The following is a 16,763-nucleotide window of genomic DNA, read 5'->3' as shown; positions in this document are numbered from 1 at the left end:
GATATGGCACAGATAAATGTCATTTCAGGTAACGCATAAAATAAGTCGTGAAGGTCACGCACAGCCCTGTCGTCACGCGCTTTTCATTCTGCATAAGGCTTATAGAGTGGGTCTGCCGGTGGCAATAACGCCGCCGGCCAGGGTCAGTCATTTTCCTTTAGGCTTGCCCTGCCCTCCTCCCTTTCCTGATGCTGCGACCGCTCCACCAGCGATGAGCAGGAGAGCACGGCTTTCTTCAACGCTGTACCCAGGATCGCCAGCGCGCGCTCCGTTTTGTCGGTAAACGCATGGGCGTAGCTGAGCCGCAGGCAGTTGCGGTATTTTCCCGCAGCCGAGAACAGTGACCCCACGGCGATCTGTATGCCGGACCGGCGCAGGTTCTCATTGAGTCGGTAAGCATCAAAGGGTTCCGGCAGCTCCACCCAAATAAGAAATCCCCCCTGTGGGCGCGTCACGCAGATACCACAGGGAAAATGATGCCGCACCCGGCAGGTGAATGTTTCCAGATTACGCTGGTAGTAATGACGCATACGCCGCAGATGAGGCTGATAATGCCCCTGACGAATAAAGGCGGCGACCGCCATCTGGGTCTGGGTCGCCGTGGAACCCGTACTGATATATTTCATATGCAGCACCCGGTCAAAATAACGTCCTGGCGCAACCCAACCCACGCGTAACCCTGGCGCCAGGGTTTTGGAGAATGAACTGCATAGCAGCACGCGGCCATCAATATCCAGCGACTTGATGGTGATCGGACGTGGGTAGTCAAAAGCCAGCTCGCCGTAGACATCATCTTCAATAATAGCGGCGTCGAAGCGCTGGGCCAGCGTCAGCAAAGCCTGTTTGCGCGCCGCGGGCATGATAAACCCCAGCGGATTGTTACAGTTGGGCACGACCACGACCGCCTTAATGGGCCACTGTTCGAAGGCCAGTTCAAGCGCCTCCAGGCTGATACCGCTCTGCGGATCCGTTGGAATTTCAATGACGCGGATACCAAAGCCGCGCAGGATTTGCATCGTACCGTGGAAAGCGGGTGATTCAACGGCAATAATATCCCCCGGCTGGCACGTTGCCCGAATCGAAACCGACAGCGCTTCATGGCAGCCGGTGGTGACAACAATATCGTCTGCGGTCGTTCGGCAACCGCTATCGATCATCAGCCGGGCAATCTGTTCACGCAGTTCTGGTACGCCATACAGATTGTCATAATTCAGCAGGCGTGGGTCCTGCTGGTGCGCAAGCCTGCCGATAATTTTCCATAGCGGCTTCAGCGTTGAAGCATCGATATTTGGCGTACCGCTGCCCAACGGCAGCACATCGGCATCCAGCCGGGCAGTCAGCAGATCCATCACCGCATCCCATTGAGTGATTTCAACCGGACGCTGTACCGGGCGCGTAATGGGAGGCAATGGCGGCGTGACGCCCTGCCGTGCAACAAAGTAGCCCGAACGCGGCTGCGCAGCAATCAGCTGTTTTTCCTCCAGCAGGGAGTACGCCTGCTGCACGGTACTGATGCTGACACCATGCTCGGCACTCAACGATCTTACCGAAGGCAGCCGCTCGCCAGCCTGATATAACCCCTGTTCAATACGTTGTGCCAGCAGGGTCGCCAGCCGTTGATAGCGCGTCATCGTATCCAGCTCCACTCTCAGTAAGGCGATAAACCAGTACAGATTGCTGTAAATATCAGCATTCAGAGCCAGTATCTTGCAATCTGTATGTCAATAAAAGCGGATATTTGCATCTGTATTAAAAATAGTCCTGACGACACAATGATGCTTATAGTAGAGGTGTTCGGGAGGTCACGATGGAGTTTGAACAGAACAGAGCGGCAAAACCAGTTAGCTGGATGTTAATCAGAACCTTTTTTATCGTCCCTTATCGGCGCTGGCAGGCGCGACGTCTTCGCGCCTGCACCCGTAAAGTTTTATCAAGGCTGAACGATTCGCAGCTGAAGGATATCGGACTGACCGGCGAAGATGTACGGCGTCTATAGGTGATGTGGCTTGGGCGCTGCAGTCTGCGCCCCGGGCAACGGAGCGGTTCTCCCTCCGTTGCTTTTTTTTATCAGTTACCGCGATAGGTCGAATAGCCATACTGACTGAGCAACAGCGGAATGTGATAATGCTCACCGCTCTTCTCCACCTGGAAGATCACCGGGATCTCGGGGAAGAACGTTGGCTGCTGTTGTTGCTTAAAGTAATCGCCGGTTTTAAACACCACCTTGTAATGACCGGTAGCCATACTCTGACCCGCCGGATACAGCTCGGCAATGCGTCCGTTTTTGTCAGTAATGCCCGAAGCCAGTTTTACCCAGCCCTGCTTCTGTTGCTGCTCCAGTTCAACGGCAACCCCGGCAGTGGGTACGCCGGTTTGCAGATTAAGCACGTGCACGCTGAGCGGATTTTTTGCTGCCTCAGTGCTGGCTGCCAGCACCGGTAAACTACAGCCAAGCAGGCCGACCATGGCCAGCGCCTTAATGATTTTCATAGGAATTTCCTTATTGTTGATTTGCACAACAAAGATAGCAGGTATTCGCGATAAGCATGCCGAGGAAAAAAATATAGCAAGAATTGTAAATGCCGGGTTACAGAAACACCCGTAAGGATATAAAACAGGTTACGGCACTGACCGAAAGAACCCGTGACGGACGCGAACAGCACCGGAGGACGGTTCACCTCATCTTTTACTGATATTCAACGCTGACGGGCAGGGAGACTTGCCAACGTGGAGGGAGCTCTCCTTTCAGGCGCAGTTCGCCACTTCCCGCCACCATCTGTGCGCCGTACACGCCGTCGATCTGACGAAAATCCGCATTGGCAAACTGACTCAGTGCGGTGGTACCGCTGACCGATGCGCCCTGAAGCCATACCGGGCCTTCACCTGCAAACATCTTCGACAGTAACCTTTCCGTCTGTTCCGGGTCAGCTACCCATGCCTGCTCCGGCAGCCCATTCCCATTCACATCGTCGTACAAACCGGCAACCAGCGCCTGCCCATCAGCCGTCCTGCGCAGCAGCGCCGCTGCCGTCATGTGGAAACTGAAGGTGCCTGCCTGCAAATTTTCATCCCCCATCACGGGCAACGTGACCTGCGACACCCCCGGCTCTTTCCAGGTCAGAGAAAATCCTTCCGCACCCCGTCCGAATATCACCCGTGGCGCTAAACCTTCCCGCCCTGCTGGCGTGGTCAACGTGGTCTTACCCAGTAATATTTTTAGCGCAGGAACCGCGACCTTAATGAGCCGTTCATTACCCCGGGAAACGGGTGACGCCGCATCCAGATTTCCCGCGCCTTCGCCTAACTGCCATTGCCAGGGGTTGCGGGTGCTGGTCACTACACCGCCCATATTCAGCTCACCGCTGAAATCCTGCCCTGGCGTATTCCAGGCCAGCCCCTCGATCGGCAACAGACTGGCTGCCAGTAACATACACGTGAGTTTCTTCATCCAGTTTATTTCCCTGTTCCGCTGTTAGTGCACCGTTACCGTCACATTTAGCCCGGCGTGCCAACGCGCGGGGGTACCGTCTTCCGACAAACGCAGCTCTAAGCCGGATATGGCCGAGGCGTATGCGGCGGCCAGATCCCTTACCCGCCCATCAGCTAAGACGCTCTGACTGATAACCTGACCACGACTGACGGCGTTCATACCGTGACCAAACCCACCGTTCATCAGTAGCAGGGAGAGGAGGCGATTTATGATCCCCTGAGGTAAAGTCTCCGCCTGAACCGCCGTCACGCTTTCTCCGCTGACCAGTGACATACCGGCAGGAAGCATGACGCCCTCCTCCTGATAACCTGTACTTACCGCCATTCCCTGGTTAAGGGTGAAAAAGAGCTGCCCCACCGGCTTACCGCTGTCAGGGTCGTGCACGGGAACAGCAGCACGAAATCGTTGCGAGGTTGTGCTATTGCCTTCGACGATCGCCAGAGACGCACCACCGCTGCTGAAGGTAATAAACGGCGTTAACCCAGGCCCGCCGCGCTCCACCACCTCATGCAGGTGACCTTCCAAGAATGGCAGCGGGCCTTTGTTGTGAAGGTCAAAAACCAGCTGTCCGTTCTCATGACGGGCATCGGCAGTGTCCACAGCCCAGCTCTGGTCGGGTGAGGCCACCTGCCACGTCCATTTGGGGGCCTCGTCAGTCACGAAGCCCTGAAACTGAATTTCACCACCGTCGAGAATTTCTGCCTGAGACAGTACTGAATAACACAGGGTCAGAATGGATAGGGCAGAAATAAGATATTTTCTATTACTCATTATATCCTCTCGAATTATTTCTCTTATAAAAACAAAAAACTAGAAATACACAACGACAGTCCGATACATAAATAAATTAAGCCCGGATACGAGATGTTCTGACAAATCCATTGCGATGGAGATATGCTCAGGCATCGGGATAACGGGCTTATATATATGGATTATCTTCCCACGGACAAATAATCCGTCCCTGACCGGAGAAGACTTTTTTTCACAAAGTTGATTAACCTATAAAGGGATCACATGCAAGTCACAATAACGGGCAGTGAGGCTTTCCATTTAAGTGGAGCATCAGCTGATACCGGGGAGTTCAGAGCAATCTTGATTTCCTTACCCGCTTCAATGCCGGAAGCATAGTAGGCACTAAAGGTGGCTGCACCGCTACTGAAAGATATAGATCTGGTACCTTCAATGACAGTAGAATTTTGTGAATCAAAATTATTTGCGATATTAGTCAATATCGCCTTAGCAAGCATCTCGGGCTGCTTTGATACTGAATCCAATGATTTTGGCAAACCTCCGAAGAACGCTCCACCGCTCTCGTCGGCGTACAGATTGAATTGGCTGCAGTTCTTTACATCGACTCTTTTCACAGAGACAACGGCTGCAGCAGAGAAAGGTACTTTCATGGTACCGATTTCAGCGCTATCCCCCCCCTTAACGGCCAAAGTCAGTGTGGTCACCCCCCCTGTAAAGGTCTCTATATCAACGGCATTATCAAAGCCAATTTGTGGGGTGATCCCTGGCTGGCCTCTAAATGCCGTATTTTCCTTAGTGCGAATACCGAGTACCGGGATGGCTGTTCTAACGTTAACGTTAACCGTCTTCTGGCCTTTCTGAATGTCCGCATCCAGTCCGGTTAGCGCATCACCTACCTTCACTTCCCACGGAGTCACCTTCTCAACCGGATTCAGCGAACCACCCAGATCAAAATCACCGCCTGAACCACTTACAGTCCATGCCATAGCAGAACCGGAGGCCGCAGCCAGTGCCAATACGATTAGTGTCTTTTTCATTACGCCTATTCCTTTTTCAAGCCATAATAGTTTAATTTTTCGTAGTAAGTCCTTCCTGACTTATCGTAACGTCATCCCCTGCGGTTTTATTTCATATCTACCCTCTGTTATTAAAAATATAAAAAGTGTCTTTGCGTAACAGCCGACAAAAAGGCGAGAAGCGTTTTAACTAATAATGATTCATTATACTCCCTTGCGCATTCTCTTTTTATTCATAAAAAAGAGAATGCGCCGCTACCACGTAATAAATAAAGCAAGTCAGAAAACCGTATATATTATCAAACTGTGCGCCGGTGAAGTGATGCCGGATTCTTATATAGAACTGACCGCCAGAATATAAATTGCTATTATTTTAACAGACGAAAAATTCCTTTTTCCCATTATCTTCTTATCCAGGAAACGATTAAATATAGGTCACGGTAATCGGCAGCGAGGCTTTCCAATGAGTGGTTTCCGACAAGAGGGAGTTCAGCTTGAACTGGATTTTTGAACCGCTTGTGATGCCGGACGCATAATAGGCACTATGCTCAACGTCGCTCAACTTGAATTCGGCAGCACCAGAAGACTCTATGGTCGCATCCGAAGCATAAAAGTTATCGCTAACCCCAGGTATCAAGGTTTCCGCCATGCTCACACTCTGCTCACGAGGAAACAGACCTGTCGCTTTTTTTGGCAAACCACCAAAAAAACCCTGCCCGCTTGAAGCGCTAAACAGCACCTTACTCTTTTCGCCGGAGGTCTCAGATTTCTCATACCCTACCCCTATCATGGTCAGAGGGGCTGTAATAGTACCGATTTCACTGCCATCCATTGCTTTCACGGCGAGAGTCAGTGTGCCAACCCCATCATTCATCTTATCGATATTGACGGCATCCTTAAAGTCGATTTGTGGACTCAACCCTAAGCGACCTGTAAATAAGTTTTTGTCTTTAGTACGAATTCCGAGGATCGGGACAGCACTTTCAACCTCTATTTCAGTCACCTTCTGATCATTCTGAACGTCACCTATCAGGTCAGATACACCTGAACCTGTCATCACTTCCCATGGCGTTATCTTCACAACAGGACTAAGCGTGCCGCTTAGTTCAATAAGACCACCGGCACCGCTCGCGGTCCATGTCCCCGCGGTGGCAGAACCGGAGGCTGCCGTTGCTATCAGTGCTAATGTAATTAGTGTCTTTTTCATTACGAATATTCCTTTTAAAAGATATATAGTCTTATTCTGGTAAGTCCCGCCGGATTTACCGCAAAGCCATCCCCTACAGCTTTACCTCATATCTGCATGCGCTTATTCATAGTATTAAAAATGACTTTGCGTTATACCCGGTAAATAACGGTGAGTCCTTTCACCTCAGGATATTTTATCCCACTGACGCTGTTTAAGAGGCCCTTTCGCCCTCCACCTGCATCGCTACCTGAAGATGCCCACGATAATTCGCCGGGACCTCCAGCTCTGCCGGAGTGTCAGTCCGCAGCTCCACGCTCTTTAGCACCGGCGGCAGCGCTATCAGCACATCCACTCCCCGCTGCGTGACGCTAACGGGGACTTTTTGCCCATCAACCATGAGCGATGTCTTCAGCGTGATCCGCGCCTCCTTTCCGTCTCCCGGCAGTCTCTGCTTCACGGTCAACCATGCCGCTCCAGCGGACGCTGGTCGACTTTCAGCATTACGAACGATCAGGCTATCCGGTAGTCCGTCTGCTGATTCGGCACGAAACAGCACTGGCTCCGGCAGCGTGCGCGTCACCTTGACCACACTGTTGTCCTGAATCTGGCCATTCAGCACGCCCAGATACATCAACTTTTCTTTGTCGTGGGCAGCCAGCGCCGGTAACGAGGCTGTACTCATCCCCACCAGCAGCATCAGCATCGGCCGGGTTATCCTGGCGTTCATTTATCTACTCCTCAGGCCTCGGCCGACTTTTCTTCCACCTGCCCACTCTTTTTTACCGGCTGTGTCTGGTTAATTGTCCAGGACTGCAGCTCGCCGTAATCATTCAGTGAACTCACCTTCACCACGTTCCTGTTTACCACCACCTCGTCCTGCGGCATAAACATCAACAGCTTCTGTGCCGTATCGGCACTGACATCCAGCTTGTTACCTGCCGCATCCTGCACGCTGCCGATGGCGTAGATGTATGCCGTGGTATTCACCAGCACAGTTTTACCGTCTGGACGATGCTGCAAGCTGATACCCTCTTCCGCCCCCTTACGGCCTTCCAGCAGGGCTTTCGGGCGATAAAAGAGTTTCATCTTGGTGCGCAGCGCAATGGCAATCCCGCTCCCTTCCAAAGCGGGTGGGATATCCTGTAGGTTCAGCCAGTACACAGATTCCTTATCCTTCGGCAGATGGTCTGACGCCATGATGATACGCAGCGCCTGTTGACCGTTTGCTTTCACCTTAAAAAACGAGGGCGTCGCCACAAACGTTGGGCGTGTATCCTTCTCCACGATATTCTCTACCCACGCCTGCCCACCGAACGTTCGCTCCTTGTCGTTGTTCATGACCGTAACAGACAGAGAATCTTTATCTCCGCGGAAGATATACCGCGTCTGGTCCGTTGTCAGGGATGCCAGCGCACTCTGGGCAAACATTGCCAGGGTCAACGTTAATCCCAACGCTTTCATCCGCTTATGACCTAAAAGCTGTTTTACTGCGCCACGCTTATTCACACATCATCTCCTGTAACTTTTCGGTCTCTTGCAGCTTCGCTGCCGCTATCCGGCACTGCCCTAGCGTGATATCGCCGAGCACGTCAACCGCGTTAATCATCAGTACACCGTTATTGGCGACAAAACCCAGCGGCGTATTTTTACCGTCACGCGCCCAGGTCCCGCCCGCGACGAACTCCCCGTTCTTCTGTTTCACCTGTAGCAGGTAACGACGCACCTTCAGCGCTTCAAAAGGCATCCAAACCACCGCCCTCTCTGAGGGCACCACCTTCCGGCTGGTTGAAGTCAACTCCGTATTCAACGGCAGAGTTCCCGCATCAACGGTCACCGTGTTCCAGTCATAGCTGTTGAGCGCAACCACCAGGTTGCCGCCGCTATCCGTTTCACCGTAAGCAGAAGTCACCTTCACGCCCGGCGTGTCCTTCACGCTGACTAGCGCCACCGTGTCGCCCGTGGTACGACTGAGCACAATGCCGCCTGCCGCTGGCATTCCCAGCACAGAACCACTGGCTGACATTGACCCGCCGGTCCCCCCCGACGTGGATTGATTCAGCGCCCCGCTCACCCAGGCCCGCTCGCCCGCATACGAAGCATTCAGATAACTGCTAACCCCGCCGTCACTGTCGCGGCCGCCCCCCGCGCCGTAGCTGAGTCGATCGCTCAACGATCCTGAAACGCCGCTACTGAGGCCCGTTCCGCCCCCACGACTGCTGCTTATTGACGTACTGCTACTGTATTTCCGCTCCAACAGCGTAAATGGCACCGAAACCGAAGCGGAAAGCGCCCAGTTGTTCACTCCCTGTGAGTTTCTGGAGCTTGATGCGCCGATGTTCAGGTTGACAGTTTTCATTTGCGTACTGAGCGCACCGGTCACGCCCCTTTCCCCGCCCTTATCCCCCGCATTGCTGCAATGACCGCCTGGCGAGTAATAGCTTCTTTGCCAACCTGATATCGACAGGCTCAATAACCTACCTATCGGCTGACTGATGCCTCCGTTCCACTCATCCTTGATGCGGCGGCCCTTATTTTCTTTCTGCAACAGGTCCGTTGGGCTATTCGACAGATCGAAAGAAGACATTGACTCAAAGTTTTCACCTTGCCTGGACCAGCTCAGCCGCAGCCCGGTATTCGTCGCCTCCAGCTATTTTGTCCAGGCCAACTGGACTTTATTGCCACGGCGACTGGGCTGCGTTTGATATTTAGCCGCCATGGATGCCCCTTCAGCAGAAAGCGCTCCGAAAGATCCCAGTCCGACCACCGCACCGGCACTTCCCCCCTGCCAATCCTGATTGAACACGCCACCAGCCTGTAGCGTCAGACCGTTAAAACCATAACCGTAAGATGCGGCAAGCACCCCGCCGGCCATATCACTGTCATCGTCCGGTAATCCGGCAGCAATAGAGAATTCGTGTTGTCCTGGGCTAAGCTGCCCACCGATCACCGAGAGGGGGAATACCTGGGTCTGTTCGCCGCCATTATCACCTGTCACCTTCATGGTGACGTCCCCACTGTTATATAACGCCACATTCGCGATGGTGAACGGCCCCGCCGGCACCACTTCCGAGTACAGCGTGCGCCCGTTTTGGGTCAGAGTAACCCGTGATGGTCCGTTGGCAATTCCTGAGAACAGCGGGGTGTACCCGAGATTACCGGGCTTCATGCTGTTGTTGCGCGACAGGGAAACACCATAGGTCCCTGTGCTACCCAGCAAGCTATTACCGGTTTGCGTCTTGCCCACCGCCAGGTCTGCACTGAGCGTTCGGATGGCCCTGGTGGCGGTGAACATATCCACAGATGTCCTGCTATCACCACCCTGACTGCCGCTGGCTGTGGCAGCGGAATTGACGACCCATCGCCCAACATTGGCCTTCAGGTCTGCCGAGCCGAATGCCGAGGTATTATTTCGCCCGGTGTTGGCGTTGGCGTTGTAATTCACCCGAAAAGCTGAAGACCCGTAGTCCCACTCCACGCTCTCCGGCTTTTTCGATAGCCCTTTCTGCGGAATAGCCAGCGACAGACTTTGGGTGGCAATATCAAAGTCCACCTTTACCGAAGCGGCTTTCGACAAGACATAGCACTGTCGACCGGTATCATATTCCTCGCGAAAGAAATCCCGACTGATGTATATGCCGGATTTATTGAGCCAACTTTCCGTCAGGCACAGCGCTTCAGCATCCTGGGCCGTGACGTCCAGGATCTGTTTTCCCGCATCCTTATCGTTTACCGAAATATCGACCAGATAACGCCCCGGTACATAATTCCCGTTTAGCGCCGCCCACATTTCTGCATTCATTCCGGCGCCACCCTGAATAAAGGACATGTCCAGCTTATCCCCTGCGTGGGCCGCACCGGTTCCCATTGCCACAGCAAGAGACAGGCCCGCTCGACAGAAAGCTTTCTTGAAATGCCTATCCTTGTTTGCGTTACAAACCATCCCTGAATCCCTTATTGATATATCACGACAAAGGAAAGAGCGCCGCTGTACTCTCCGGCCTTAACCCCACTCGGAATAACGGGTTGTGCCCGGAAAGAGAATTGTCCCTTTGCGGCAAAATCCACCGGATAGTTAACGTGGCTGTTTGCCTCCGTTAGCCGCCCGCGGAAATCAGCCTGAGCGTCGAGAGCCTTAACCGCTACACGGATCCCGTCCCCGGCCCCACGGGTAACCACGCCTCCGGCGTCTAACTGCCCCGGGTTACCAAATTCCAAAGAGGCAACCTGTCCAACCTGGAAGGCCGAGCAGCCCTGTACGGTGGCTCCTGACTCATACAGACGCAGGATGAAATCTCGTGGTGGCACGGCAGCAGCCGTGGATTTGCGGTAAGTGTCAAACGTCAGGCGGCTGCCGCCGTCGCCTACGGCTTCGACGACCACATGACAGGCGGAAGACACAACGTCAGCGCTAAATAGCGTACGTTGTACCATTGGGCCAGGCGTAATAGCGCAGGCTTCACCCACGCTGGCCAGCAGCAAAATAAACTTGATGACTTTTTTCATATACCACCCTAAACATCTGAATATAACTTCCGGTGATTAGCGTCGCCTGGGAGATAATGCAAAGCGTAGGGCGTCACTTCGGCGATAATAAAACCCCCGATAGCAATACTGTATAATAGCCGCTCACCCCATGACATTACCCTTCACTTCTTACACTCTTGACTGCCACCCGACAATTAACTCATTAGCCCAAAAGTCATTTACCGTAAAATATTTTTATTGGGCACTATTAAGTGGTCAAAAAATCATTAACGCCTTGCCATTAATTAATCAACCAACTGATTTAGCTTAAAATACAGTAACCAAAGAAATATCTCGCCGTAATAAACAGATCTAAGATTCAAAAAACCATACCCAGAATAGACAGCGATTATTCACATCAGGAAAAACCAATACCGCAATACACCAAAGGTAAAACAACTGGGAAACAATGATAAATAAACCACTTTTATAAATCACAAGAATGCTACATGAACCCTCATAAAATAAAAAGACAGAAAAACTATTTAATGAAAAAAGCGCAAACTAAGATCAATAAGAAATTAAAAAATAAAAACATCGGAATGAAAAGATAAAAATGTCGAAAAACAATATTGAGCGACACACAAAGCTTGATAAAAAGGGTAATCAACACATACTGATGGGTGCCGAACAATAAATTATGGGTAAGCATGTTGAATATTATAAAGAAACTCTAAACATTAAAAAAAGACGATTCTTAAAAACATGTCAATGGCGCTATACTGGACTATTTATTGTGCCCCCAACGACGTCTTAGGTGCGTAAATGACACAGCTGATGAGTGATAAGGAATTTTTCGCGAAAACCTTCGCTAAGCGGGACCTTCCATCCTTCTGTATTGAGAACAGCATTTTCGAAGCGTGTGAATTTTCCCATTGTAACTTTTCTGCTACTCAGTTTTTGCACTGTAAATTCACCGAGTGCGGCTTTCGTCACTGTAATATGAGCCTGATGGAGATCTCCGCATCGCGCTTTCACCAGGTCAGTTTCCATGAATGTAAACTGAGTGGCGTAGACTGGACGCGCGCGTACTGGCCCACTTTCAACCTCGATCCCGGCCTGCATTTCAGCAAAAGTATTTTAACCGATGCCTCTTTTTTCGCTCTGAAGCTCCCCGGCGTGAAAATGGAGGAGTGCAAACTGCATGAAGTGGATTTCAGGGAGTGCGATCTTGCGGGTGCTGAGATAACGGGGTGTGATCTGTATGGCAGTCTTTTTAATCAGACTAACCTTAAAGCAGCTGATTTTTCCGGCTCCTGGGATTTTCGTATCGACGTGCTCAATAACACGGTAGAAAGCGCTAAATTTTCCCGTGAGGAAGCCGTGACCCTGTTAGAAAGCTTGGGTATTGAGCTGGTTGATTAACGTGGGATGGCATTACGGTGAATTGAATATCGAGGTGGGATTCGGTCGTGCGGCAAGAAAATTGGGATGAAAAAGTGATATCAGTGAAAAGTTGCCGATGTGAGAAATAAAAAAAACCCGGGTTCGGCAATAAACCGAACCCGGGCCTGATTAGCGCATTAACGCAGCTAAATATTACTCGTCGTCGCGACCACCGAGACCGGCATTCAGCAACTCAGCCAGGCTGGCAGAAGCTTCATCCGCGGTAACCTGCGGAACAACCGGCGCTTCACCCGCTGCTTTACGACGCATACGATCCTGATGATAAGCGTAACCGGTACCGGCTGGGATCAGACGGCCAACGATAACGTTCTCTTTCAGGCCGCGCAGTTCGTCGCGTTTGCCCGCAACGGCTGCTTCGGTCAGTACGCGCGTGGTTTCCTGGAACGAGGCCGCAGAGATAAACGACTCGGTTGCCAGAGAAGCCTTGGTGATACCCAGCAGGTCTCGTGCAAATGTTGCAGAGATTTTGCCGTTAGCTTCCAGCTCGCGGTTAGCGATCTTAACGCGTGAGAATTCTACCTGCTCACCGTCGAGGAAGTCAGTGCTTCCTGCGCTGGCGATAGTGGCTTTACGCAGCATCTGACGCACGATAACTTCGATGTGCTTATCGTTAATCTTAACGCCCTGCAGGCGGTAAACTTCCTGCACTTCGTTAGTGATATAACGCGTCACCGCATGCACGCCACGCAGACGCAGAATGTCATGTGGCGATTCTGGGCCATCGGAAACCACGTCACCGCGCTCTACGCGTTCACCTTCAAACACGTTCAGCTGACGCCATTTCGGGATCATCTCTTCGTAATGATCGCTACCGTCGATCGGCGTGATCACCAGGCGACGCTTCCCTTTGGTTTCTTTACCGAAGGAAATGATGCCGCTGATCTCAGCCAGGATTGCCGGCTCTTTCGGACGACGGGCTTCGAACAGGTCAGCAACACGTGGCAGACCACCGGTAATATCCTTGGTACCGCCTGATTCCTGAGGAACACGCGCCAGGGTATCACCCGAACTGATCTTGATGCCATCTTCCAGCTGGACAATCGCTTTACCCGGCAGGAAGTACTGAGCAGGCATATCGGAGCCTGGGATCATCACATCATTGCCGTTAGCATCAACGATTTTCAGCGCCGGACGCAGATCTTTACCACCGGCAGTACGTTCCGCACTGTCCAGGATCACCAGAGAGGACAGACCGGTCAGGTCATCCGTCTGGCGGGTAATGGTCTGGCCATCAATCATGTCGGTGAAGCGAATGAAACCGCTCACTTCGGTGATAACCGGCATGGTGTGCGGGTCCCAGTTTGCGACGGTTTCGCCCGCTGCAACCTGCTCGCCGTCACCTTTCGCCATGGTAGAACCGTAAGGAACTTTGTAGCTCTCTTTGGTACGACCAAATTCGTCGATCATTTTCAGTTCAACGTTACGCGAGGTGATCACCAGCTTGCCAGCGGAGTTGGTTACCGACTTGGCGTTGATCAGCTTCAGGGTACCTTTGTTCTTCACCTGAATGCTGGATTCAGCAGCCGCACGCGATGCCGCACCACCGATGTGGAAGGTACGCATCGTCAGCTGTGTACCCGGCTCACCGATGGACTGTGCTGCAATAACGCCGATAGCCTCACCCTTGTTGATGATGTGGCCACGCGCCAGGTCACGACCGTAGCAGTGCGCGCACACGCCGAAGTCAGTTTCGCAGCTAACTACGGAGCGGACTTTCAGGCTGTCAACAGAGTGCTCTTCCAACAGGTCACACTGCTGTTCGTGCAGCAGGGTGTTGCGTGGCAGCAGGATGTCAGCAGTGCCCGGCTTGAGAACGTCTTCTGCGGTCACACGACCCAGTACGCGCTCACGCAGCGGCTCTTTCACGTCGCCACCTTCGATAACAGGCGTCATCATGATGCCTTCGTGCGTACCACAGTCATCTTCGGTCACCACCAGGTCCTGCGCGACGTCAACCAGACGACGAGTCAGATAACCGGAGTTAGCCGTTTTCAGTGCGGTATCCGCCAGACCTTTACGCGCACCGTGCGTGGAGATGAAGTACTGGAGTACGTTCAGACCTTCACGGAAGTTCGCGGTGATTGGCGTTTCGATGATGGAGCCATCTGGCTTCGCCATCAGACCACGCATACCTGCCAGCTGACGGATCTGCGCAGCAGAACCACGCGCACCGGAGTCGGCCATCATAAAGATGCTGTTGAAGGAAACCTGACGCTCTTCCACGCCATCGCGGTTAATCACGACTTCGGTAGAGAGGTTTTCCATCATCGCTTTAGCAACGCGTTCGTTGGCCGCAGCCCAGATATCGATCACTTTGTTATAGCGCTCGCCAGCGGTCACCAGACCAGACTGGAACTGCTGCTGGATCTCGGCCACTTCCGCTTCCGCTTCGGTGATGATTTCCACTTTCTTCTCTGGGATCACCATGTCGTCGATACCAACAGACGCGCCCGAGCGTGCCGCATAGGCAAAGCCGGTGTACATGGTCTGGTCAGCAAAGATAACGGTCGGCTTCAGACCCAGGATGCGGTAACAGGTGTTCAGCATCTTGGAGATAGCTTTCTTACCCAGCGCCTGGTTGACGATAGAGTAAGGCAGACCTTTTGGCACGATCATCCACAGGATAGCGCGGCCAATGGTGGTGTCGATGATGCTGGTTTTGGCAACCCACTCATCCTGCTCGTTTTTCTCGTGTTCGGTGATACGCACCTTAACGCGAGCGTGCAGCGAAGCGAGGCCAGCGCGGTAAACTCGTTCAGCTTCTTTCGGCCCGGTCAGCACCATGCCTTCGCCTTTGGCGTTAACACAGTCACGGGTCATATAGTACAGACCCAGTACAACGTCCTGAGAAGGCACGATGATTGGCTCACCGTTCGCCGGAGACAGGATGTTGTTGGTAGACATCATCAGCGCACGTGCTTCCAGCTGGGCTTCCAGCGTCAGCGGTACGTGAACAGCCATCTGGTCACCATCGAAGTCGGCGTTGTATGCCGCACAAACCAGCGGATGCAGCTGGATCGCTTTACCTTCGATCAGTACCGGTTCAAACGCCTGGATACCCAAACGGTGCAGGGTTGGTGCACGGTTCAGCAGTACCGGGTGTTCGCGGATCACTTCATCCAGGATATCCCAGACGACGGATTCTTCGCGCTCAACCATTTTCTTGGCGGCTTTAATGGTGGTAGCAAGACCACGCAGCTCCAGCTTGCCGTAGATGAACGGTTTGAACAGCTCCAGCGCCATTTTCTTCGGCAGACCACACTGATGCAGACGCAGGTATGGACCTACGGTGATAACCGAACGACCTGAATAGTCGACACGTTTACCCAGCAGGTTCTGACGGAAACGACCCTGCTTACCTTTGATCATATCGGCCAAAGATTTCAGAGGACGCTTGTTAGAACCGGTGATCGCACGACCGCGACGGCCGTTGTCCAGCAGCGCATCGACCGCTTCCTGCAGCATACGTTTTTCGTTACGTACGATGATATCTGGCGCAGCCAGATCCAGCAGGCGTTTCAGACGGTTGTTACGGTTGATCACGCGACGATACAGATCGTTCAGATCTGAAGTAGCGAAACGACCGCCGTCCAGCGGCACCAGCGGACGCAGGTCCGGTGGCAGTACAGGCAGCACGGTCAGGATCATCCACTCTGGCTTATTACCAGACTGTACGAACGCTTCCAGCAGCTTGATACGCTTGGTCAGTTTTTTACGCTTGGTTTCGGAGTTCGTTTCGTTCAACTCTTCACGCAGAGTTTCACATTCTTGCTCCAGGTCCATGTTTTTCAACAGAGCCTGGATCGCTTCCGCACCCATTTTAGCGTCAAATTCATCACCAAACTCTTCTAGCGCGTCGAGATACTGCTCTTCAGTCAGGATCTGGCGCTTTTCAAGGTTGGTCATACCGCCTTCGATCACCACGTAAGACTCGAAGTAAAGTACACGTTCGATGTCACGCAGTGGCATATCCAGCAGCAAACCGATGCGCGAAGGCAGCGATTTCAGGAACCAGATGTGCGCAGTTGGCGAGGCCAGTTCAATGTGACCCATACGCTCACGGCGAACTTTGGTCTGCGTGACTTCAACGCCACACTTCTCACAGATCACACCGCGATGCTTCAGGCGCTTGTACTTACCGCACAGGCACTCATAGTCTTTTACCGGCCCGAAAATACGCGCACAGAAAAGGCCGTCACGTTCAGGTTTGAACGTACGGTAGTTAATGGTTTCCGGCTTTTTAACTTCACCAAAAGACCATGAACGGATCATATCTGGTGATGCCAGAGCGATCTTGATCGCATCAAACTCTTCTGTCTTAGTTTGCGCTTTCAGAAACTTAAGTAAGTCTTTCACGGATTAGCTCCCGTCGGAGTGAGACTTCTCA

12 protein-coding genes and 1 pseudogene are annotated in these 16,763 nt (G+C 52.5%); 2 read left to right on the top strand and 11 right to left on the bottom strand.

Translation table 11 applies throughout. From position 1 onward, the window contains the following. Window positions 1-143: 143 nt before the first annotated feature. Window positions 144-1,631, bottom strand: a complete 1,488-nt coding sequence (locus ETA_RS01865) for an aminotransferase-like domain-containing protein (RefSeq protein ID WP_012439936.1) — start codon at window positions 1,629-1,631, stop codon at window positions 144-146. 176 nt (window positions 1,632-1,807) lie between these two features. Between ETA_RS01865 and ETA_RS01860 the strand changes: the two genes are divergently transcribed. Further along, window positions 1,808-1,996: a DUF1127 domain-containing protein gene (locus tag ETA_RS01860; protein WP_012439935.1), complete on the top strand. Its 189-nt coding sequence runs from the start codon at window positions 1,808-1,810 to the stop codon at window positions 1,994-1,996. Between the two features lie 71 nt (window positions 1,997-2,067). Here the strand turns inward: ETA_RS01860 and uraH are convergent, their stop codons facing one another. The 9 genes and pseudogenes from uraH to ETA_RS01815 form a co-directional block, all read right to left on the bottom strand. Next, window positions 2,068-2,490, bottom strand: coding sequence for a hydroxyisourate hydrolase (uraH, locus tag ETA_RS01855; RefSeq protein ID WP_012439934.1), 423 nt, complete (start codon window positions 2,488-2,490; stop codon window positions 2,068-2,070). A 196-nt stretch (window positions 2,491-2,686) separates the two neighbouring features. Further along, complete coding sequence (locus tag ETA_RS01850; RefSeq protein ID WP_012439933.1) at window positions 2,687-3,448, bottom strand: F4 family fimbrial subunit; 762 nt, start codon at window positions 3,446-3,448, stop codon at window positions 2,687-2,689. Window positions 3,449-3,472: 24 nt separating this feature from the next. Then, complete coding sequence (locus ETA_RS01845) at window positions 3,473-4,261, bottom strand: F4 family fimbrial subunit (protein WP_012439932.1); 789 nt, start codon at window positions 4,259-4,261, stop codon at window positions 3,473-3,475. A gap of 239 nt (window positions 4,262-4,500) precedes the next feature. Further along, complete coding sequence (locus tag ETA_RS01840) at window positions 4,501-5,277, bottom strand: F4 family fimbrial subunit (RefSeq protein ID WP_012439931.1); 777 nt, start codon at window positions 5,275-5,277, stop codon at window positions 4,501-4,503. Window positions 5,278-5,680: 403 nt separating this feature from the next. Beyond that, the gene (locus ETA_RS01835; RefSeq protein WP_012439930.1) at window positions 5,681-6,463 is read right to left on the bottom strand and encodes a F4 family fimbrial subunit; all 783 of its coding nucleotides are present in this window, start codon (window positions 6,461-6,463) and stop codon (window positions 5,681-5,683) included. Window positions 6,464-6,656: 193 nt separating this feature from the next. Then, on the bottom strand, window positions 6,657-7,172 hold the full coding sequence (locus ETA_RS01830) for a DUF5462 family protein (protein ID WP_012439929.1): 516 nt from the start codon (window positions 7,170-7,172) through the stop codon (window positions 6,657-6,659). Window positions 7,173-7,183: 11 nt separating this feature from the next. After that, on the bottom strand, window positions 7,184-7,951 hold the full coding sequence (locus ETA_RS01825; protein ID WP_012439928.1) for a fimbria/pilus periplasmic chaperone: 768 nt from the start codon (window positions 7,949-7,951) through the stop codon (window positions 7,184-7,186). Continuing rightward, window positions 7,944-10,385 (bottom strand): annotated as a pseudogene (gene faeD / locus ETA_RS01820) (F4 (K88) fimbrial usher FaeD). The gene ETA_RS01825 and the pseudogene faeD overlap by 8 nt, the downstream one beginning before the upstream one ends. An 11-nt stretch (window positions 10,386-10,396) precedes the next feature. Continuing rightward, window positions 10,397-10,948 (bottom strand): fimbrial protein, encoded by a 552-nt coding sequence (locus ETA_RS01815; protein WP_012439927.1) that lies wholly within the window; start codon window positions 10,946-10,948, stop codon window positions 10,397-10,399. A gap of 786 nt (window positions 10,949-11,734) precedes the next feature. Here ETA_RS01815 and ETA_RS01810 point away from each other — a divergent pair. Then, a complete protein-coding gene (locus ETA_RS01810) occupies window positions 11,735-12,334 on the top strand; it encodes a pentapeptide repeat-containing protein (RefSeq protein WP_012439926.1) in 600 nt (199 codons plus the stop codon). 174 nt (window positions 12,335-12,508) lie between these two features. Here the strand turns inward: ETA_RS01810 and rpoC are convergent, their stop codons facing one another. Next, a complete protein-coding gene (rpoC, locus tag ETA_RS01805; RefSeq protein WP_012439925.1) occupies window positions 12,509-16,732 on the bottom strand; it encodes a DNA-directed RNA polymerase subunit beta' in 4,224 nt (1,407 codons plus the stop codon). Between the last annotated feature and the right edge of the window lie 31 nt (window positions 16,733-16,763).

The organism is Erwinia tasmaniensis Et1/99, assembly GCF_000026185.1.
In the GTDB taxonomy this organism is placed as follows: domain Bacteria; phylum Pseudomonadota; class Gammaproteobacteria; order Enterobacterales; family Enterobacteriaceae; genus Erwinia; species Erwinia tasmaniensis.
The sequence above is the reverse complement of the archived record's forward strand: the minus strand, read 5'-3'. Positions and strand labels throughout refer to the sequence as shown.